Origin of the sequence: Pseudomonas fluorescens, from assembly GCF_001708445.1 — a bacterium.
GTDB classification, from domain to species: domain Bacteria; phylum Pseudomonadota; class Gammaproteobacteria; order Pseudomonadales; family Pseudomonadaceae; genus Aquipseudomonas; species Aquipseudomonas gorinensis.
Window position 1 is genome coordinate 3,931,616 of the sequence record NZ_CP015637.1, and the last position, 19,970, is coordinate 3,951,585.

At 62.6% G+C, this 19,970-nt stretch carries 19 protein-coding genes; 17 read left to right on the top strand and 2 right to left on the bottom strand.

Annotation, left to right across the window (positions count from 1 at the left end; genetic code table 11):
• Positions 1 to 5 precede the first annotated feature (5 nt).
• The 17 genes from A7317_RS17305 (at position 6) to A7317_RS17385 (ending at position 17,888) form a co-directional block, all read left to right on the top strand.
• Positions 6 to 1,343 (top strand): lipopolysaccharide biosynthesis protein, encoded by a 1,338-nt coding sequence (locus A7317_RS17305; protein ID WP_155766409.1) that lies wholly within the window; start codon positions 6 to 8, stop codon positions 1,341 to 1,343.
• Entirely contained in the window at positions 1,340 to 2,530 is a 1,191-nt protein-coding gene (locus A7317_RS17310; RefSeq protein WP_069076444.1) for an O-antigen ligase family protein, read from the top strand. Before A7317_RS17305 ends, A7317_RS17310 begins: the two co-directional genes overlap by 4 nt.
• Positions 2,527 to 3,690: a polysaccharide pyruvyl transferase family protein gene (locus A7317_RS17315; protein ID WP_069076445.1), complete on the top strand. Its 1,164-nt coding sequence runs from the start codon at positions 2,527 to 2,529 to the stop codon at positions 3,688 to 3,690. The genes A7317_RS17310 and A7317_RS17315 overlap by 4 nt, the downstream gene beginning before the upstream one ends.
• Positions 3,687 to 4,238, top strand: coding sequence for an acetyltransferase (locus tag A7317_RS17320; RefSeq protein WP_069076446.1), 552 nt, complete (start codon positions 3,687 to 3,689; stop codon positions 4,236 to 4,238). Before A7317_RS17315 ends, A7317_RS17320 begins: the two co-directional genes overlap by 4 nt.
• A 14-nt stretch (positions 4,239 to 4,252) precedes the next feature.
• Positions 4,253 to 5,212, top strand: coding sequence for a nitroreductase family protein (locus tag A7317_RS17325; RefSeq protein ID WP_168233558.1), 960 nt, complete (start codon positions 4,253 to 4,255; stop codon positions 5,210 to 5,212).
• A 1-nt stretch (position 5,213) separates the two neighbouring features.
• Entirely contained in the window at positions 5,214 to 6,149 is a 936-nt protein-coding gene (locus A7317_RS17330; RefSeq protein WP_069076448.1) for a glycosyltransferase family 2 protein, read from the top strand.
• Positions 6,150 to 6,218: 69 nt separating this feature from the next.
• Positions 6,219 to 7,340 (top strand): GDP-mannose 4,6-dehydratase, encoded by a 1,122-nt coding sequence (gmd, locus tag A7317_RS17335; protein ID WP_069076449.1) that lies wholly within the window; start codon positions 6,219 to 6,221, stop codon positions 7,338 to 7,340.
• Between the two features lie 2 nt (positions 7,341 to 7,342).
• Positions 7,343 to 8,320 carry a GDP-L-fucose synthase gene (fcl, locus tag A7317_RS17340; RefSeq protein ID WP_069076450.1) on the top strand — a complete coding sequence of 326 codons (978 nt, stop codon included), beginning with the start codon at positions 7,343 to 7,345 and terminating at the stop codon, positions 8,318 to 8,320.
• A complete protein-coding gene (locus A7317_RS17345) occupies positions 8,320 to 9,528 on the top strand; it encodes a glycosyltransferase WbuB (protein WP_069076451.1) in 1,209 nt (402 codons plus the stop codon). Before fcl ends, A7317_RS17345 begins: the two co-directional genes overlap by 1 nt.
• 5 nt (positions 9,529 to 9,533) lie before the next feature.
• Positions 9,534 to 9,992: a GDP-mannose mannosyl hydrolase gene (locus A7317_RS17350; RefSeq protein ID WP_069076452.1), complete on the top strand. Its 459-nt coding sequence runs from the start codon at positions 9,534 to 9,536 to the stop codon at positions 9,990 to 9,992.
• 22 nt (positions 9,993 to 10,014) lie between these two features.
• Complete coding sequence (locus A7317_RS17355) at positions 10,015 to 11,424, top strand: mannose-1-phosphate guanylyltransferase/mannose-6-phosphate isomerase (RefSeq protein ID WP_069076453.1); 1,410 nt, start codon at positions 10,015 to 10,017, stop codon at positions 11,422 to 11,424.
• A 251-nt stretch (positions 11,425 to 11,675) separates the two neighbouring features.
• Positions 11,676 to 11,915, top strand: coding sequence for a hypothetical protein (locus tag A7317_RS17360; protein ID WP_069076454.1), 240 nt, complete (start codon positions 11,676 to 11,678; stop codon positions 11,913 to 11,915).
• Between the two features lie 88 nt (positions 11,916 to 12,003).
• Entirely contained in the window at positions 12,004 to 13,116 is a 1,113-nt protein-coding gene (locus tag A7317_RS17365; protein WP_069076455.1) for a polysaccharide biosynthesis/export family protein, read from the top strand.
• A 13-nt stretch (positions 13,117 to 13,129) separates the two neighbouring features.
• A complete protein-coding gene (locus tag A7317_RS17370) occupies positions 13,130 to 13,789 on the top strand; it encodes a YjbF family lipoprotein (protein ID WP_081329228.1) in 660 nt (219 codons plus the stop codon).
• Positions 13,786 to 14,553, top strand: coding sequence for a capsule biosynthesis GfcC family protein (locus A7317_RS17375; protein WP_069076456.1), 768 nt, complete (start codon positions 13,786 to 13,788; stop codon positions 14,551 to 14,553). The genes A7317_RS17370 and A7317_RS17375 overlap by 4 nt, the downstream gene beginning before the upstream one ends.
• The gene (locus A7317_RS17380) at positions 14,550 to 16,625 is read left to right on the top strand and encodes a YjbH domain-containing protein (protein WP_069076457.1); all 2,076 of its coding nucleotides are present in this window, start codon (positions 14,550 to 14,552) and stop codon (positions 16,623 to 16,625) included. The genes A7317_RS17375 and A7317_RS17380 overlap by 4 nt, the downstream gene beginning before the upstream one ends.
• Positions 16,626 to 17,006: 381 nt before the next feature.
• Entirely contained in the window at positions 17,007 to 17,888 is an 882-nt protein-coding gene (locus A7317_RS17385; protein WP_024074874.1) for a LysR family transcriptional regulator, read from the top strand.
• Here A7317_RS17385 and A7317_RS17390 read toward each other — a convergent pair.
• Together A7317_RS17390 and A7317_RS17395 are read right to left on the bottom strand one after the other, a co-directional pair.
• Complete coding sequence (locus A7317_RS17390; protein ID WP_024074875.1) at positions 17,875 to 18,912, bottom strand: AraC family transcriptional regulator; 1,038 nt, start codon at positions 18,910 to 18,912, stop codon at positions 17,875 to 17,877. The two genes, A7317_RS17385 and A7317_RS17390, sit on opposite strands and share 14 nt — an antisense overlap.
• A 1-nt stretch (position 18,913) precedes the next feature.
• Positions 18,914 to 19,828, bottom strand: a complete 915-nt coding sequence (locus A7317_RS17395) for a GGDEF domain-containing protein (protein WP_024074876.1) — start codon at positions 19,826 to 19,828, stop codon at positions 18,914 to 18,916.
• Positions 19,829 to 19,970: the final 142 nt, after the last annotated feature.

Genomic DNA, 19,970 nt, shown 5'->3' on the forward strand with positions numbered 1-19,970 from the left:
CGACCATGAGCAAGGTTCTGGAAAAACCGATGCGGGTACCGCGTTCATTGTCGAACCGGTTTCGCCTCAACGTCTTGAGCTATGGCTACACGCAACTGGTGACGCTGGCGGCGCAACTGGTGCTGGTGCCGTTCTTCCTGCACGCCTGGGGCACCGGGCGGTATGCCGACTGGCTGGTGCTCACCGGTATTCCGTCGATGCTCAGCCTGCTGGACCTGGGGGTCGCCCAGGCCTCGGCTACCCGTGCCACCTTGCTGGCCAGCCAGGGCGACGTGCCCGGCGCGCGCCGCAGTGTGCAGACCGCATTGGCGTTCACCTTGGCGGTGGTCGGGCTGGTGGTGGTGTTTGCCTTGACCCTCGGTCAGTGGATCGACTGGGTCGGGCTGCTCAAGCTCAAGAGCCTTGACCCCGGCCAGGCGAGCCTGGTGGTGCTGTTCATGTCCGGCTACCTGTGTACGCGCTTGCTCGGCGGGCCGATCGAGGCGTGGTTCCGGGTGATCGACAAGACTGTCGGCGGGGTTTTTATCATGGCCAACCGCAGGACCCTGGATATCGTGCTGTCGATCGTGATCCTGATGCTGGGCGGTTCCGAACTGCAATTGGCCCAGGGCATGTTCTTCAGCCAGGTGCTGTTCCTGGTGCTGGTGACCGTGTTTGTGCGGCGCATTTCGCCGTGGCCGCTGCTGGGCCTGGGGTGCGCCTCGTGGGGCGAGTTTCGCGGCATCTGGAAGCCCGCGGTGGGCAGTGCGGCGATCCCCTTGGCGCAGTTGATTACCCTGCAAGGCGGCCTGCAACTGCTCAACCAGATCGCCGGTCCGGCGGTGGTGGTCGGCTACACCATGGCGCGTACGTTGATGCGCTTGATCATCCAGTTGGGCATCACCTGCAGCAATGCCCTGACCCCGGAAATCTCGCGGCTGGCCGGGCGTGGCCAATTTGACGAAGCGCGACGGTTCACCCAGCGTGCCAGCTCCCTGGTACTGGGCGTGTGCGTGCTGGTATACGGCGCCGGCATCTGGGCCGGACCCCAGGTGATCAGCCTGTGGAGCCACGGCCTGGTGCAGGTTGACCGGCTGCCATTGGCGCTGATCGGTGCCCACACGATCTTGAACGTGGCCTGGTTCATCCTGGCGGCGATGCTGATCTCCACCAACCGCCATACCCGCACCTCGGTGATCTACGCCCTGAGCAGCCTGGCGGCGTTGCTGCTGTGGATGCTGTGCCAGGCGCGCATCGACCCGTTGCTGGGCGCCGCGTTGTTGCTGGCCCTGCCGGAGCTGGTGGTGCTGGTGTACCTGCGGCTGATCAGCAAGGTGCAGTTCGCCGGGGAGGTGCAACCATGATGTTGTCCCAGGCACGCCTGACCCTGTACCTGCCGCTGACGTTTTTCGCTTTGCCCCTGGCCCTGAGCAACAACCTGTCGCAGCCCTTGGCATTGCTGCTGCTGATGCCCTTCGTGGTGTACGCGGCGCGCGGCTTTACCCGGGCAGCGGCGTTGCTGGCGCTGGTGGTGGCCTCCAGTGTGTTGCAGGTGCTGGTCTCCAGTGGTTCGAAGATTTCCCTGTACCAGTTCCTGCGTTCCGGCATTCCGTTTTTCTATTTTGTGCTGCTGTTGGCCGGCTACAGCTATGCGCTGGCCAACGTGGAGAAAATCGCCCGTGCCCACAGCTTCAACTATCGCCGCATCATCGAACGGGCGATCTACATTTTTGCCCTGGGCCAGTTGCTGCAAGTGAGCCTGTATGGGGTCGGCATCGACCTGACCAACGCCGCCTCCAAGTCCAGCGATGAGGTGGGCCGGATCATGCTGTTCCCCACCAGCTCGGCGGTGCTGCTGTTTTTCTACGCCTGTTGCCAGCGCAAGATCGCCTTGATGCTGATCCTGGCGGTGACGCTGCTGGCGGCCGGCTCCAAGACCATCCTGGCGGCGATGGCGGTGATGATCCTGTTGTCGGCCATCACCCAGCGCAAGCTCAAGTCCCTGGCGGTGCTGGTGGTGGCCATCGGCGCCCTCGGGACGCTGACGTTTTACGCCAGCCCCCTGGCGGTATCGCGCTTTGCCACCTATCTGTTCGAGGAGAAGGGCGAGGATGTGACACGTGCCTTCGAGATCTCCCATGCCAAGGCGTCCTTCCTGGAGAACCCGGCCACGGTGTTTCTCGGCAACGGCCTGGCCAAGCAATTGACGCCCGGCGTGCCGACCAATGACGAGCGCTGGTTCGAGAACTCCAAGTTCGATATCGAGAACGGCTATTGGGGCGTACTCGCCAAGCTCGGCGTGGTCGGTGTCGTGCTGTTCGGCCTGCTGTTCAGTGCGTTGCCGCGTAACCCGGTGTCGCTGGCGGTGGGCGCGATCCTGCTGATTTTCTCGTTCAAGACCAGTTACCAGTTCTTCACCACCTTTGATGGCAGCTACTTGCTGGTGTGGTCGATGTTCATCGGCCTGCTCAACAAAGCCGCGCCAGTACGCCAGGCGGTGTCCCTGCCTGCACTTCCTACACACACCTTATTAAGACAGGCTGGATCATGAACGCACCTGCACGCCCGATCAGGGCCGGGATACTGACGTACCATTTCAGCGAGAACTTCGGCGCGGTGCTGCAAGCCTATGCGTTGCAGCGTTGGCTGCAACAGCAGGGCCTGCAGGTCAACCTGATCAACTACCACCCGGCCTACGTGGAGGACGGCAGCGAGCTCAAGCAACTGCTCAACCCGCGCAACTTCAAGGCCAATCTCAAGGCCCTGTACTTGAAGACCCTGGCCTTGAAAACCCGTGTGCTGGGGCCCAATGCGCAGTCGCGCCAGTTCGAGGCGTTCAAGACGCGCTTCCTGAATATCGAGGGGCCGCGCTATGTCCACGCCGACCAGCTCAAGCAGGCGGTGGCCGGCCGGCAGTTGTTGGTGGCCGGCAGTGACCAGATCTGGAACCCCTCGGGCCAGACCGGCCTGGACCCGGCGTACTTTCTCGCTTTCGATTGCGACAAGGCGATTCGGCGGATCTCGTACGCGGCCAGTTTTGGCAAGGAATACCTGGAGCCCGAATACCATGCCGAAGCCGAGCAACTGCTCAAGCAACTGTCGGCGGTGAGTGTGCGCGAGGAGAGCGGGGTGGCGATCGTCCAGCAGGTCTGTGGGCTGGCGGCGCAGTGTGTGCCCGACCCGACGTTGCTGCACCGCGACTACTCGGCGTTATTGGCCACCTCGACCCAGACCCGCAGCGGCCATGTGTTCTGCTATGCGTTGCGCACCGGCGTGGGTGTCAGGGACGTGGCCCAGGCGTTGTCGCGGCATGTCGACGGGCCGATCGTCTCGCCCTACAACGCGCACCGGCGCTGGCGCCAGATCGGTGAAACCGTGCAGGTCGGGCCACAGGACTGGCTCAAGCTGTTGAAAGAGTCGGCCTATGTGGTGACCAACTCGTTCCATGCCACGGTGTTCGCGATCATCTTCGAAAAACCCTTTATCGCCGTGGGCCTGCCGGGCAGCAAGGCATCGCTCAACGCCCGCGTGCGCAACCTGCTGGAGAAGCTGGAACTGTCCCAGCGCTTTTTGCCGGCCGACAATGTGGACCAGTTGCACAGCTTGATCGCCGCGCCGATTGACTGGGTGGCGGTGCGCGCCCGGCGCCAGGCGTTGCAGTTGGTGGGCGAACGCTACTTGCTCGAGCAACTGGCGGCGCTCAAGCCATGAGCGGCTTCGAACGCCTGAAGTACGTCGACACCTTGCCCCGCAGCAGCAAGGCCCGGCGCCTGCTATGGGGCGTGGTGTACCAGCTGCTGTTTCGGCCCACGCCACGCTGGATGCTGCATGGCTGGCGGCGCGTGCTGCTGCGCTGCTTCGGCGCCAAGGTCGGTGTCGGTTGTCGCATCGCACCCACGTGCAGCATCTGGGCACCGTGGAACCTGGAGATCGGTGACTTCACCGCCATCGCCGATGGGGTGGATGTGTACGCCATGGCGCGGATCACCATCGGCTCGAAAGTCGCGATCAGCCAGCGCAGTTTTTTGTGCGCCGGTACCCATGACACCCGCAGTTTGCTACGCCCGCTGGTGACACGCGAGATCGTGATCAAGGACCACGTGTGGGTTGCCGCCGAGTCATTCATTCATCCCGGTTGTGTGGTAGGCGAGGGCTGTGTGGTAGGCGCGCGCTCGGTGGTCACCAGCGACTTGCCGGCCTGGATGATTTGCGTCGGTGCTCCCTGCCGCCCCATCAAACCGAGAGACATCGCACAATGAAACAGGTAAAGCGCATGATGGATAAGACATGGAAGTTGATGTTTTTCTTCAGTGAATTCTTTCGCGACATGTTCACGTTTCTTCGCCACAACGGCTATTCGCCGTTGGCGAGCCGCAACAAGAAGCTGTTCTACAAGATCCTGATCGAGACCCATACCGTCGAGAAAGGCTTGTCGCTCAAGGAGCCCAAGCCGCTGTTCGGCAAGGAGAAGATCAACGGCATCATTCATATGCTCAACGAGTACGACCGCACCTACTCGGCGCTGCCGCTGCAAATGGCCCTGGGCGCCTTCCAGGGTTACCTCGACCTGCATCGTGCCCTGGGTGTGAGCGATGACTTCCTGTTTTACCTGGATGCCTATGTCGAGCACCTCAAGCGCGACGGCACCCTGGGCAATGGCGGTATCAAGCGCGCCACGCCATGGCTGGGCAATGATGGGATGGACGCCAAGGCGTTCCTGCAATCGCGTTCCAGTTGCCGGATGTTCCAGCCCGGCAAGCTCGACAGCCGCTTGCTCACCTCGTTGGTGGAGCTGGCGCAGTCGGCGCCGTCGCAATGCAATCGCCAGTCGTCGCGGGTACACGTCTACCAGGACCGCGCGGTGATTGCGCAATTGCTCGAGTTGCAAGGCGGCTCGCGCGGTTTTGCGCAGTCGGTGGACAACCTGTTCGTGGTCACCTCGGAAGTGACCGCCTGGGGAGGCGCCGGCCAGCGTAACCAGCTGTACGTCGACGGCGCGCTGTTTTCCATGGGCCTGCTGCTGGCATGCCACGCCAATGGCCTGGGGGCTTGCCCGCTGAACCTGGCGATCCTGAATACGGTGGAAAAGAAAATCCGCAACGTGGGCGGCATCGAAGCCAGCGAGCGGCTGATCATGATGATCGCCGTGGGCAAACCCCTGGAAAGCCACTTCCGCGCGGCGCGTTCGCCACGCCGCCTGACCACTGAAATCCTGCAACTGCACGGTGGCTGAGATGAAACGTGAAACGGTCAGTGTGATCATCCTCACCTACAACGAAAGCCTGCATATCGCCCGCGCGATCGAGTCGGTGCGCGCCTTCAGTGACGAAGTGCTGGTGGTCGACTCGTTCTCCAGCGACGACACCTGCGAGATCGCCCGGCGCCACGGCGCCCTGGTGGTCCAGCATGCGTTCGTCAACCAGGCCAAGCAGTTCCAGTGGGCGCTGGACAACTTGCCGATCACTGGCAATTGGACGATGCGCCTGGATGCCGACGAAATCATCGAGGCCGACCTGGCAGAGCAGATCAATACGCAACTGCCGACACTGGACCCGCAGATCACCGGCATCAACTTCAAGCGCAAGCATATTTTCATGGGCCGCTGGGTGCGCCATGGCGGCCGCTACCCGTTGAAGATGCTGCGGTTGTGGCGCACCGGGCAGGGGCGCATCGAAGACCGCTGGATGGACGAGCACATCTCCGTGGCCCAGGGCCGCACCATCACCCTGGAAGGCGGTTTTGCCGACCATAACCTGCATGACCTGACGTTCTTCACCCACAAGCACAACCAGTACGCGACCCGTGAAGCCATCGAGGTGATCAACTCGCGCCTGGCCTTGTTTGCGGTGCGTCATGAGTTGAATGAAGGGCAGAGTTCATTTCAGGCCCGGCTCAAGCGCGTGGTGAAGAACCGCTTATATAACCGCGTGCCGTTTACCTTGAGTTCAACGGCGTATTTCCTCTGGCGCTACCTCATTCAGCTGGGCTTTCTCGATGGTCGCAGCGGCCTGGTTTATCACTTGCTCCAGGGCTATTGGTACCGATTCCTGGTGGGCGCCAAGGTGCTCGAACTGGAAACCGCGATTGCGCATTTAAACGATAAGGAAGCGATTATCCGCGAACTTTCAAAGTTGACCGGACATAACTTGACGCTGCCCACACAGCAGTAACTGAGCGTTTTTAACAAACACCCAAGTTCGGGTGTCGGCCTTCGCTCGCCTATTAATTGGGAGATAGACATGAAAAAAGTTGCGCTGATTACCGGTGTTACCGGGCAGGATGGCTCGTACCTGGCGGAACTGCTGCTGGAGAAAGGCTATGTGGTGCATGGCTTGAAACGCCGCTCTTCGTCGTTCAATACCCAGCGTATCGACCATATTTACCAAGACCCGCAAGCCCTGCATAAAAACCTGATCCTGCACTATGGCGACCTGGCGGACTCGTCCAACCTGACGCGTATCATCCAGCAGATCCAGCCCGACGAAATCTACAACCTGGGCGCCCAGTCCCACGTGGCCGTGAGCTTCGATTCGCCGGAATACACCGCCGATGTCGATGCCCTGGGCACCTTGCGCATCCTTGAGGCCATCCGCCTGCTGGGCCTGGAAAAGAAGACCCGCTTCTACCAGGCGTCCACCTCCGAGCTGTACGGGCTGGTGCAGGAAACCCCGCAAAAGGAAACCACGCCGTTCTACCCGCGCTCGCCCTATGCGGTCGCCAAGCTCTACGCCTACTGGATCACCGTGAATTTCCGTGAGGCTTACGGGCTGTATGCCTGCAACGGCATCCTGTTCAACCACGAGTCGCCGCGGCGCGGCGAAACCTTCGTGACCCGCAAGATCACCCGGGCGCTGACCAACATCGCCCTGGGCCTGGAGCAATGCCTGTACATGGGCAACATGGACGCCTTGCGCGACTGGGGCCATGCCAGGGACTACGTGCGCATGCAGTGGATGATGCTGCAACAGGAGCACCCCGAGGACTTCGTGATCGCCACCGGCGTGCAGTATTCGGTGCGCGACTTTATTCGCTGGTCGGCGGCGGAACTGGGCCTGCGCCTGCGCTTTGTCGGCGAGGGCGTGGAAGAGGTGGCGGTGGTCGAGCACATCGACGGCGACCTGGCGCCGGGCATCCTGGTGGGGGACGTGATCGTGCGCGTCGACCCCCGCTATTTCCGCCCGGCGGAAGTCGAGACGCTGTTGGGCGACCCGTCCAAGGCCAAGCAGAAACTGGGCTGGGTGCCGGAGATCAGTGCGCAGGAAATGTGTGCGGAGATGGTCCGTGAAGACCTCAAGATCGCCCAGCGCCATGCGTTGCTGCGCCTGCACGGCCACGATGCGCCGATTGCCGTGGAGAACTGAGCATGGCACGTGATCTGAATGCGCGAATTTTTGTCGCCGGCCATCGCGGCATGGTCGGCTCGGCCATCGTGCGTCGCCTCTGGGCCTTGGGCTATACGCAGATACTCACCGCACGCCGCGATGAACTGGACCTGCTGGACCCGCTGGCGGTGCAGGCGTATTTCGCCGAGCAGCGCATCGACCAGGTGTACCTGGCGGCGGCGAGGGTCGGCGGGATACATGCCAACGCCACGTACCCGGCGGACTTCATCTACCAGAACCTGATGATCCAGGCCAATGTGATCCACGCGGCCCACACCCATGGGGTGTTCAAGCTGTTGTTCCTCGGCTCGTCATGCATCTACCCGGTGCTGGCGGCCCAGCCCATCACCGAGCAGGCGCTGCTCTCGGGTGCGCTGGAACCCACCAACGAACCCTACGCCGTGGCCAAGATCGCCGGGATCAAGCTGTGCGAAAGCTACAACCGCCAGCACGGCCGGGATTACCGCAGCGTGATGCCGACCAACCTGTACGGTCCTGGCGATAACTACCATCCGCAAAACAGCCATGTGATCGCCGGCTTGCTGCGCCGCTTCCATGAAGCGGTGCAGCATGGCGATGCCGAGGTGGTGATCTGGGGCAGCGGCGCGCCCCGTCGCGAGTTCCTGCACGTGGATGACATGGCGGCCGCCAGCGTGCATGTGATGGAGCTCAGCCATGAGCACTACCGCGAGCACACCGAGCCGATGCGTTCCCATATCAACGTCGGCACTGGCGTGGACTGCACCATTCGCGAACTGGCCGAGACGCTGGCCCGGGTCACCGGCTTCAACGGGCGCCTGCGTTTCGATACCAGCAAGCCCGACGGTGCACCGCGCAAGTTGCTCGATGTGAGCCGTATCAACGCGCTGGGCTGGGAGGCCTACGTGCCGCTGGAGGAGGGCCTGCGCGACGCCTACAACGCGTATCTGGCCGCCCTCGAGCAGCCTCGGGGCCAGTGATGAAGATCCTTTTGTACGGCATCAACTACAGCCCGGAGCTCACCGGTATCGGCAAGTACAGCGGTGAACAGGCGCGCTGGCTGGCGAGCCAGGGGCACGACGTGCGGGTGGTGACGGCGCCGCCGTATTACCCGCACTGGCAGGTCGGCGAAGGGTACTCGCCGTGGCGTTTTCGCCGTGAGCGGGTCGATGGCGTCACGGTGCTGCGTTGCCCGTTGTATGTGCCGAGCAAGCCCACGGCGCTGAAGCGTTTGCTGCACTTGATGAGTTTTTCCGCCAGTTCGTGCCTGGCGGTGCTGGGGCAACTGCGCTGGCGGCCAGACCTGGTGATCCTGGTGGTGCCCACGCTGTTTTGCGCGCCCCAGGCCCTGCTGTTGGCCAAGCTGAGTGGCGCCAAGTCGGTGCTGCACATCCAGGATTTCGAAGTCGACGCCATGTTTGGCCTGGGCATGGGCGGCAGCCCCTGGCTCAAACGCCTGGCCTGGGGCATTGAACGCTGGGTGTTGCGCCGCTTTGACCGGGTCTCGACGATTTCCAGCGGCATGCTGGACAAGGCTGCCGCCAAAGGTGTCGAGGCCCAGCGCCTGCTGTTCTTTCCCAACTGGTCGGAAACCGAACGTTTCCTCGATGTGCCGGCCGACCCCGCGCTGCTGCAACGCCTGGGCGTGCCGGCGGGCAAACAGGTGCTGTTGTACTCGGGCAATATCGGTGAGAAGCAGGGCCTTGAGTTGATCCTTGACGCCGCCCAGGCCTATGCCCAGCGTCCGGAGCTGGTGTTCCTGATCGTGGGGCAGGGCGCGGGCCAGGCCCGCTTGCTGGAGCGGGTACAGCGCGAGGGCATCCACAACGTGGTTTTCGCCCCGTTACAGGCCTACGAAGACCTGCCGGCGCTGCTCGCTTCGGCGACCGCGCACCTGGTGATCCAGAAGCGCGGCGCGGCGGACTCGGTGTTGCCGTCCAAGCTCACCAATATCCTGGCGGTCGGCGGCAACGCGATCATCACCGCCGACCCCGAGACCACCCTTGGCCGGTTGTGCGAAGCCCATCAAGGGATTGCCGTGTTGATCGAGCCTGAATCGGTCACGGCATTGAACGAGGGGATCGAGCAGGTCCTGCGGTTGCCGGTGCGCAACACCGTGGCGCTGAACTACGCCGGCGAATTTCTCGATAAAGAACGCATTCTTCAACGTTTTCTGGCACAGGTTTGACGCATATGTGGCTTGATTTACCGACCTTCAACACGGTCGTGGCGTCGACGCCGCTGGTGGCGATCGACTTGGTCGTGATGAAACCGGGTGGTGAGACGTTGCTGGGCCTGCGGGTCAACCGCCCGGCCTATGGCTTCTGGTTCGTGCCCGGTGGGCGAGTGCAGAAGAACGAAAGCCTGGACAGCGCCTTCCGGCGCCTGACCCAGGAAGAGCTGGGGCGCACGTTTGAACGCGCCACCGCGCGTCTTCTCGGGGTGTTCGAACACTTCTACGACGACAGCGTATTTGGTAACGCCGGCGCCGGGCCGAACACCCATTATGTGGTGCTCAGTTATTGCCTGACCCTGGCCGGCGACGACGACCTGCACCCGCCCACCGCGCAGCATCAGCACTACCGTTGGTGGCCGCTGGATGAGTTGCGCATCAGTCCACGTGTGCATGAAAACACCCGTGCCTATTTCTGACCCTCTATCAAAGGACGCCTTCATGTTAATACCGGTGATCTTGGCGGGCGGTTCGGGCTCGCGCCTGTGGCCGCTCTCACGGCAAATGAACCCCAAGCAGTTCCTGCGCCTGACCGATAAAAGCCTGTCGATGTTGCAGCAGACCATCGGCCGCCTGGACGGCGTGGATGTCGCCACGCCCCAAGTGATCTGCAATGAGCAGCACCGCTTCCTGGTGGCCGAGCAATTGCGCCAGTTGGACCTGGAACAGGCGACCATCCTGCTCGAACCCGTGGGGCGCAACACCGCACCGGCCATCGCCCTGGCGGCGTGCAAGGCGCTGCAAGCCGACGGTGACCCGATCCTGCTGGTGCTGGCGGCGGATCATCTGATCGATGATGTGCCGGCGTTTCATGCCAGCCTTGCAGTGGCGCTGCCCCTGGCCGAGGCGGGCAAGCTGGTGACCTTTGGCATCACGCCGACGTGTGCGCACACCGGCTATGGCTATATCGAACAGGGTGAGCCGGTGGGCGCGGGCGGTTTTGCGGTCAAGCGCTTTGTCGAGAAACCCGATGCGGCCACCGCCGCCGACTACCTGGCGCGCGGTGACTATTGCTGGAACAGCGGCATGTTCATGTTCCGCGCCAGTCGCTATCTGGACGTGTTGGCGCAGTTCCAGCCGGTGATGCTCGCTGCGTGCCGTGCGGCGCTGGCCGGTGGCAGCCAGGATCAACTGTTCACGCGGGTCGATGCCGCAGCATTTGCGGCCTGCCCGGATGACTCCATCGATTACGCGGTGATGGAAAAAACCCGCGACGCGATCATGGTGCCCTTGCAGGCCGGTTGGAGTGATATCGGTTCCTGGTCGGCATTGTGGGACGCCTGCGAGAAAACCGAGGCCGGCAATGTACTGCAAGGCGACGTGCTGCAACTGGATAGCCACAACACCTATGTGAACGCCGACAGCCGCCTGGTGGCCACCGTGGGGGTGCAGGACTTGATCATCGTCGAGACCAAGGACGCGGTGCTGGTGGCGCACAAGGATCAGGTCCAGCAGGTCAAGGCCATCGTCGACCAGCTCAAGCGCGACGGGCGTCATGAACACCTCAACCATCGCGAGGTGTACCGGCCCTGGGGCATGTACGACTCGATCGACAACGGCCACCGCTACCAGGTCAAGCGCATCACCGTGAAGCCTGGCGCCAAGCTGTCGGTGCAGATGCATCATCACCGCGCCGAACACTGGATCGTGGTCAGTGGCACGGCCAAGGTCACCAACGGCGAACAGACCTATCTGGTCTCGGAGAACCAATCGACTTATATCCCTATCGGCCAGGTGCATGCGCTGGAAAACCCAGGGGTGATCGCGTTGGAGTTGATCGAGGTGCAATCGGGCTCCTATCTGGGAGAGGACGATATCGTGCGCTTTGAAGACAAGTACGGCAGGGCATGATGCTGTCTGACAATTAATAACATTTGCGCCGGTTATAAAACGTGTCGACGTTGAGTGTGTTCGTCTCAACGTCTTGATCTACGGGCGCCTTAACTGAAAAACGTTATTTTCAAATAAACCACAGTCAAACAACGGTTAATTAACCGGTAGTTGTATGGCTGGTGCACTGTTTAGTTGAATGGCACTATCCAAGCGTACTTCAGTGGGACACGCATGTTTGCTGAATACTCACTATCGATAAGGAGTCTGATATGAGAAAACGACTGGCCATTATCGTACTCAGTGTCTTGAGTACTTCCACCCTGGCTGCCGAGTTGCCTCTAGGTCTCAGCACGACGGTGGCGGGGTCTGTGACGGTGGGTGAAACCCTGCTGATCGGTACTGCGCTGGTGGCGGGCGTTGCGGCCGCCTCCAACAGTGGCGGCAGCTCCAACGGCGGTACCACCACCGGTACCACGGGCACCACCGGTACCACCGGTACTGGTAACTGATACACCACCTTCCGCTTTTTGAGACCGCTTGGACTCCCCGCCCAAGTGGTCTTTTTTTCTTGTCGTTTATCGTGAGTGTATTAGCACTATGATGCGTATTTTTTCTGTGGCGGCTGTGGCGGCCGCTTTGTTGCAAGGCTGTATGTTTGCGCCCGGTCAATATATGGATACCGAGTCCATGACCCAGGACGGTGCAGCTGAAAACAGTCGGGTGGAGTTGATCCCGATTACCCCGAAGTTATTGGCCATGGACGCGGCGACGCAAGTGTCTTATTCGGTTCCCGACGCACTGCTCAGTTATAAACCCGGGCCGTATCTGATCGGCGCCAATGATGTGTTGTATATCACCGTGTGGGATCACCCGGAACTCACCGCGCCGTCCGGCCCGCAACAGCAGATCGATGCCAACGGCCGGCTGGTCAACCCCGACGGCAAGCTGTTTTACCCCTATGTGGGCGAAGTGGTTGCCAAGGGGCGAACCCTCGAATCCTTGCGTACGGAAATCACCAACAAGCTGCGTCAATACATCGACAGCCCACAGGTGGACATCAGTGTGCTGCGCTTTGCCAGCCAGAAAGTGGTGATCACTGGCGCCGTAATCAAGGCCGGCCCGGTGCCGATCACCACTACCTCGATGAACGTCATGGAGGCCATCGGCGCCGCGGGTATCGACCCGATCAATGCCGATCTGTCGAACCTTACGCTCACCCGTGGCAGCGAGCGCTACACCCTCGACCTGGATACGCTCAACCTGCAACAGTCGCGCTTGAACGATATCTACCTCAAGGACGGCGACCAGTTGTACCTGGCGTTCAACGATCGCAAGCGCATCTATGTGATGGGCGAAGTCATGCAGCCCCGTGCGCTGAGCTTCAAGACACGCAGCATGAACCTCTCGGACGTACTGGGCTCGGTGGGCGGGGTCAACCAGAACACCTCGAATGCCGATGCGATCTACGTGATCCGTGGCGCGCAGAACCTGGATGTGGAGCCGGCCAAGGTGTTCCAGCTGGAAGCCGCCTCACCCTCAGCCATGGCCCTGGCCACGCGCTTTGATGTGCAGCCCCAGGACGTGGTGTTTGTGGGCCCGGCCAATATCACGCGCTGGAACCGCTTTATCAGCCAGTTGGTGCCGTCCGCCTCGATCATCGGCATCGGCGCTTCCGCCCAGAACAACCTGAGCGAAGCCAGCAGCCGATAAGGGTGGAACCTGCGTGAACAGTCTGAAGATCGGTATTTACGTGGGCCTGACGTGGCTATTGTGTGGCTGCAATCCGCTGATGCAGGCCTCGCTCGACACCTTCAAGGCGGCGGTCTCGGGGCCTTCGCCCCTGGAGCTGACCCAGGCCCAGGTGGACGCCGTGCCGTTTCCCCAGATCCAGGTGAAGACGGTGTCCAGCGAAGGGGTGATGGCGATGATTCGCCAGCGCGGCGACCTGCAATTCTGGGTCGCGTCCGGCAAGCAGGTGCTGTTGCTGCGCGACGGCCTGGTGGTGCGCACCGTAGGCCTGGGCACTGACCTGGACGGCACGCACTGGGACGGCCCGTCGCCCTTCCAACAGGGCCTGCACCGCTTGCCGGATGGCTATCGCAGTACGCGGCGGATCGACCTGGTGGACGGTTATCGCGTCGGCATCAGCGTCACCAGCCGCCTGACCCGCGAGGGCCTGGAGACCGTCGATATCCTCGACAAACCCTACACCTTGCTGCGCGTGGATGAAGACATCGAAGCCGCCGCCCTGGGCTTTCGGGCGCGCAACCGTTACTGGGTCGACCCCCGTGACGGTTTTATCGTGCAGAGCGAACAACACCTCAGCCCGCGCCTCACCTTGAAAATCACCCAATTGCAACCCGCACGCAAGGAGGCCCGATGAGCTGCCGTAGACGCTGGGTGCTGGCGCTGGCGTGGAGCTGTGCCGGCGCGTGCCAGGCCGCCATGACCGTCAGCGGTCAAGTGCTTCATCCGGGGCCGATCCCCTTGGCTCCCGAGGCCCGCTTGCTCGACGTGATCATCGCGTCGCAGCCGGATGCCGAGGGCTACTGGCTGGGTGCGGCCTGGCTGCGCCGGCCGTTGCTGGAACGCCAGGCACGCCTCAAGGCCGGTGTGCTGTTTGACCTTCAGACATTGCGCAACGCCGCGTTGGACGCCGGGCGCGAGAACCGCGCCGTTCAGGCGGCGCGCCTTTATCAGCAGGTGCAGGCACTGCCGGTGACCGGCCGGCAAGTCGCGGTGCTGGACCCGGTGGCGGTGGAGGTCGGCTTTGCGCCAAACCCGCGCGTCAACGATGGCGACCAGTTGATCTATCCACCCAGGCCCGCAAGCGTGCGCATCCTCGGCGCCGTCGCGGCGTCATGCACGGTGGCCTTCCAGGCGCAGCGCCAGGCCCGTGATTACCTGGATGAATGCCCGCCCGTGGCGGGGGCCGATCGCGACTACCTGTGGCTGATCCAGCCCGACGGCCACATCACCCGCCTGGGCATTGCCCCATGGAACCGCGAGGAGGGCGCCGCGCCGGCACCGGGCAGCACCGTGCTGGTGCCGTTGCGCAGCGACGACCTGGAGCCGCCCACCCCCGAGTTGAACCAGCAACTGGCCGAGTTTCTCGCCACCCAACCCCTGGCCGAGGTCACGCCTTGAAATTATGTATTGCGGCCGTGCTGCTGGTGCCCTGTGGCGTCGCGCATGGCGAACCCCGTTACACCCAGAATGACTTCGGCGGCGTCGGGCTGCTGCAAACCCCCACCGCACGCATGGCCCCGGTTGGCGAACTCAGCGTGAATGCCAGCCGCACCGACCCCTATAGCCGCTACAGTTTTTCGGCGCAGCCGCTGGACTGGCTTGAAGGCACCTTCCGCTACACCGCGATCACCAACCGCCCCTATGGCCCTGAGTCGTTCAGTGGCGGCCAGAGCTATAAGGACAAGGCCGTCGATGCCAAAGTGCGCCTGTATGAGGAGAGCCACTGGCTGCCCCAGGTCGCGTTGGGGATGATGGACTTGGGCGGTACGGGGCTGTTTTCCAGCGAGTACCTGGTGGCCAACAAGCGCTATGGCGATGTGGATTTCAGTGCCGGTATTGCCTGGGGCTACATGGGCAGCCGTGGCGATTTGGGCAACCCGTTGGGCGCGCTGGATGATCGTTTCAACCAGCGACCCACGGCCGAAGGCTCCGGCAGTTTTTCCAACGGATATTTTCGCGGCCGGCCGGCGCTGTTTGGAGGCGTCGCCTACCAGACACCCTGGGCGCCGCTGAGCCTCAAGCTTGAATACGAGGGCAATGACTACCAGCACGAGCCGCGCGATAACAACCAGCGCCAGGACTCGCCGATCAACCTTGGCCTGGTCTTCAAGGTCGCCGACTCCATCGACCTGAGTGCCGCCTGGGAGCGGGGCAACACCGCCATGTTCGGGATTACCCTGCACACCAACTTCGTCAGCCGCAAGGCACCGGTCAAGACGTATGACCCACCGCCGCCGCCACTGCCCGCGCAGGCACCGACCACGTCCATGGACCAGGTGGATTGGGCGGCAGTGTCCAAGCGCTTGCAGGACAATGCCGGCTATAGCGTCCAACGCATCGCCCAGCGCGGGCCGGAGTTGCTGGTGTATGGCGAGCAACAGCGCTATTTCCATGGCGCCAAGGCCGTGGGCCGCGCCAGTCGTATCCTCGACAACAGTGTCAATGACCAGATCAGCTGGTTCACCCTGGTCAGCGAGCGGTACGCGATGCCGATCGAAGAAACCAGCGTGCCTCGCGAGACGTTTCGTGAGGTGGTCGCCAACCGCGAGGACTTGCAGGACCTGCACCGCCAGACCGAAGTCAATCGTGCCAGCGCGCACAACCAGACGGTGCTCTACACCCAATCCGCCAACCCCCTGAGCTACGGCGCCGGGCTGGGCTACAAGCAGAACGTCGGCGGCCCGGATGGCTTGCTCTACCAGGTTTCCGCCGACCTCGACGCCGAGTACCGTTTCACCCGCAACACCTGGTGGAGCGGCTTGCTCAGCGTCAACCTGCTGAACAACTACGATGGCTTCACCTACGACGCGCCCAGTGGCTTGCCACGGGTACGTACCGATCTGCGCAAGTACATGACCACGTCCGATGTGACCTTGCCGACCTTTCAGCTCAACCGTGCGGTGCAGTTGGACCAGGACCTCTACGGCATGGTCTACGGCGGTTTGCTGGAGTCGATGTACGCCGGTGTCGGCAGTGAAGTGCTGTACCGGCCGATGGGCCAGCGCTGGGCGCTGGGGGCTGACCTGAACTATGTGCGCCAGCGCGGGTTCGAGCAGGACTTCAGCCTGCGCGACTACCGCACGCTCACCGGCCATATCACCGGCTACACCGACTTGCCGTTCAACACCCAGGGCGCACTGAGTGTCGGCCGCTACCTGGCGCGGGATTGGGGCGCGACCCTTGACCTGTCGCGGCAATTCAACAATGGCGTGCGTATTGGCGCGTGGGTCACGCGGACCACGGCCTCCAAGGAAGCCTTCGGTGAAGGCAGTTTCGACAAGGGCCTGTACCTGTCGATTCCCTTCGATGAGTTGATGAGCCTGTCGACCCTGCGCCGCGCCAACCTGGTGTGGGCACCGCTGACGCGTGATGGCGGTGCGCGACTCAACCGCGCGTACTCACTGCATTCGATGACCGATGGGCGTGACAGTGACCTGTTCTACAAGAACTTCGAGAAGATCACTGAGTAGGCAGTAGCCCTTGTGGCGAGCGGGCTTGCCCTAATGCCGTTCAGGCAAGCGTACATCGCCCTCTGTAGGAGCGAGCTTGCTCGCGAAAAACGTCAACGATAACGCGTGCTTCCTGAATGAACGCGGCGCCTCTGAGTTCTTCGCGAGCAAGCTCGCTCCTACAACGGCATGAGGGCAAGCCCTAATCGGCTTCTGTAGGAGCGAGCTTGGACTGAGCCCTGTAGCGTACAGGACCCGGTCCGCTGTAGCCTAACCAACAGCTGTCCAGCTTTTGGGGCGCACTTCAGCACCGCTATCGGGGGCAAGCCCCCTCCCACATTTAAATTGTGGTGATGCGACTATCCAGTTATAAAACAGCCAAATGTCCACCGAGAAGCGACAATGAACCCCTTCGAAGACATGCGCCTGTTCTGCCAGGTCATGGAGTCCGGCAGCTTTACTGCCGCCGCCGAGCAACTCGGCCTGTCCAAGCAATTTGTCAGCCGCCGCCTGATCCAGCTCGAAGACCGCCTCGGCGTGCGCCTGCTCAACCGCTCCACCCGCCGCCTGGATGTCACGCCCCTGGGGCAAAGTTACTACGAATCCGCCTTGCGCCTGCTCAACGATGTCGAGCAAGTGGAGCAGGGCATCGCCGGCCAGAACAGCGAACCGCGCGGCACCCTGCGCCTGAGCGCGCCGCTGTCGTTTGCCATGGCGCACCTGGGCTGCCTGCTGCCGCAGTTCTTGCAGCGCCACCCCCAGGTGTCGGTGGAGGTCGACCTCAGCGACCGCCCTGTGGACCTGATCGGCGAAGGCTACGACCTGGTCTTGCGCATCGGCACCCTGGAAGACTCCACCCTGATCGCCCGCCGTATCGCCAGCATCCCGCGGGTGTATTGCGCCAGTCCCGACTACCTGGCCCTGCGCGGTACCCCGCAAAAACCCGAGGACCTCGCCGACCACGACTGCCTGCCCTATGGCCATGGCCGCCAGGTGCAGTGGCGCTTCAAAGGCAAGGTGCAGGCACTGCAGGTCAGTGGCCGCATACGTGTGAATAACGGCGACCTGCTGCGCGACACCGCCATCGCAGGGCTGGGTGTGACCTACTTGCCGACCTTTATCGTCGGCGATGCCTTGAAGGACGGGCGCCTGGTGAGCGTACTGGACGACTTCGCCCCCGAAGACCTGACCTTGTCGGCGGTGTATCCCCAGCATCGGCAAAGCTCACGGCCGGTGCAGGCGCTGGTGGCGTTCCTGCGCGAGCGCCTGGCTAGTGGCTGTTGAATAGCTGGCGGATCAGGCTCGGCGTGCTGCCGGTCCAGCGCTTGAATGAGCGCCGGAAGTTCGCCGCGTCGTTGAAGTTCAGGTACGCCGCCACCTCATCGTTGCTGTAGCCCTTCACCTGATACAGGTGCAACGCGACTTGCTTGCGCACCCGATCCACCTGCTCCTGGAAGCCGGTGTCGTGTTTGTGCAGCTTGCGCTTGAGGGTCGCCGGGCTCATGGCGAAGGCCTGGGCTGCCTGTTCCAGGCTCGGCGGCTGGCGCACCTGGTCGTGCAGGTAGTCGTACAGGCAGTCGAGAAAGCTGCAGGCAAAACCCAATTGTTCGATCTGCTCGCGCGCTTGCTGGCGGGCGACCTGGCCAGCGGTGGCCGAGGCGCCCGGCCAGGCGCGGGTGAGGTATTCGCGCGGGATGCTCATCATGTCCAGCGGGCGCTCGAAGCGCGTGTGTTCGCCCAGGTTGACCCAGTACTGTTCGACATAGCGCGGCTCGCCGTGGCTGAAACTGCACGCCCACGGCAGGCGCTGGCCGCTGAGCCATTGGCTCATGGCAACCAGCGAGGTCATGCTCGCTTCCAGCAGGAAGCGCCAATGCTCGCCGGCGCCGCAACTGTCCCGCCAGTACAGGTAGGCGTGGTGTTCATCCAGCTCCAGTTGCAGCGTGGCCAATGGGCTGAGCAGCACCTGTTGCTGGATCAGGATCTCCAGCGCCTGGTGCAGGTGTTGCGCATGGCCCAGAGCGTGACTGGCCGCGCCGTAGTAACCGGGCAATAGCCGCTGCCCCAACAAAAAGCTGCTGTCGTCGGCGTCCAACAGCTTGCGGCTGTTGCCGATCAAGCCGAGAAACTGCTGTGGGCTCAGGCGTGCGGTACCCGCCAGGATGTCCTCATGAAACAGCCCGGTGCCGCGCAGCAGGCGGTGGCTGTCGATGTCGCGGGACAGCGCCAGGTCGATCAGCGTGGCGGGTTGGTAATGGCCGGGGATGAAGCGGCTGTCGGCTTCATACCAGCTGGTTTTCACGGCCATCTCAGGCACTTTTCGCAAGCGGTTGCTTGGCCCTGGCCAACGCCAGGTTCAGACGCTTGAGCAAGTCCTGGGGCGGTTCTTCAAGCGCCATCACCACGGCGGTGGTCGCAGCCAGTTGCAGGCGTTCGCCCTGTTGCCGGGTCTTGTGGGCCAGGCCGCGCACCGCTTGCTGCAACTCCAGCGCCAGCTCCTTGGCCTGGCGTTCGCCGGTATTGGGCAGCAGCACGACAAAGCGGTCACCGGCCAGGCGGCACAGCAAGTCCTGGCGGCGCAGGTTGAGCAGGAGCAAATGGCTCAACGCCTGCAACACCGCATCGCCCTCGGCGTGGCCGTAGGCCTGGTTGATGGCGGCGAAATTGTCCAGGTCCAGGGCCAGCAACGACAGCGGTTGTTGTTGCTCGCGGCTGTCTTGCAGGCTGTCGGCCAACTGACGCTTGAGGTAATCGGCGCCGGCCAGCGGCGTGAGTTTGTCGAACAGGCGATGTTCGCGAAACAGCCGTTCGCGTTTCTCCATCTGCGCGCTGATCGCCAGTTGTTCGCGGTGCCAATGGTAGATGCCGATGGTCAGCAGGATCATGCCCACCGGCATCGGCCCGGACTCCAGCCAGTGGTCCCAGGTGATGCTGTCGGGCAGGCGGATGAATTCGTCGAGGCTGTCGATCCACCAGGAGAAAAAGATGCACGACAGGCCCAGCGCCAGGTAGTTGGTGACGCGGCCGGCGGGGCGGCTTTTCAGCACCAGGCCCAGCCACACCAGGGCGAGCAGGGCGGAACCGCCTTCGCCGAAGATATCCAGCCATACCCACTCACTGACGCTTTTCAACTCGCCACAGGCCAGGTGCAGGATCAGCCCGAGGTTGGCGGCGATCAGCAGCAACGAGAGTTTCCAGCGGTGGGGCTTGAGCACGGAAAACATGGCCGCGGGTCCTTGGACAAGTGAGCGAGGAGGCCAGCACAGCAGATGCATGTGACCGTTGGATGACGGTGGGGGAGGGTCGAATCAGCTCATCTCAAACACACTGGAGATCAAAAAATGTGGGAGGGGGCTTGCCCTAATG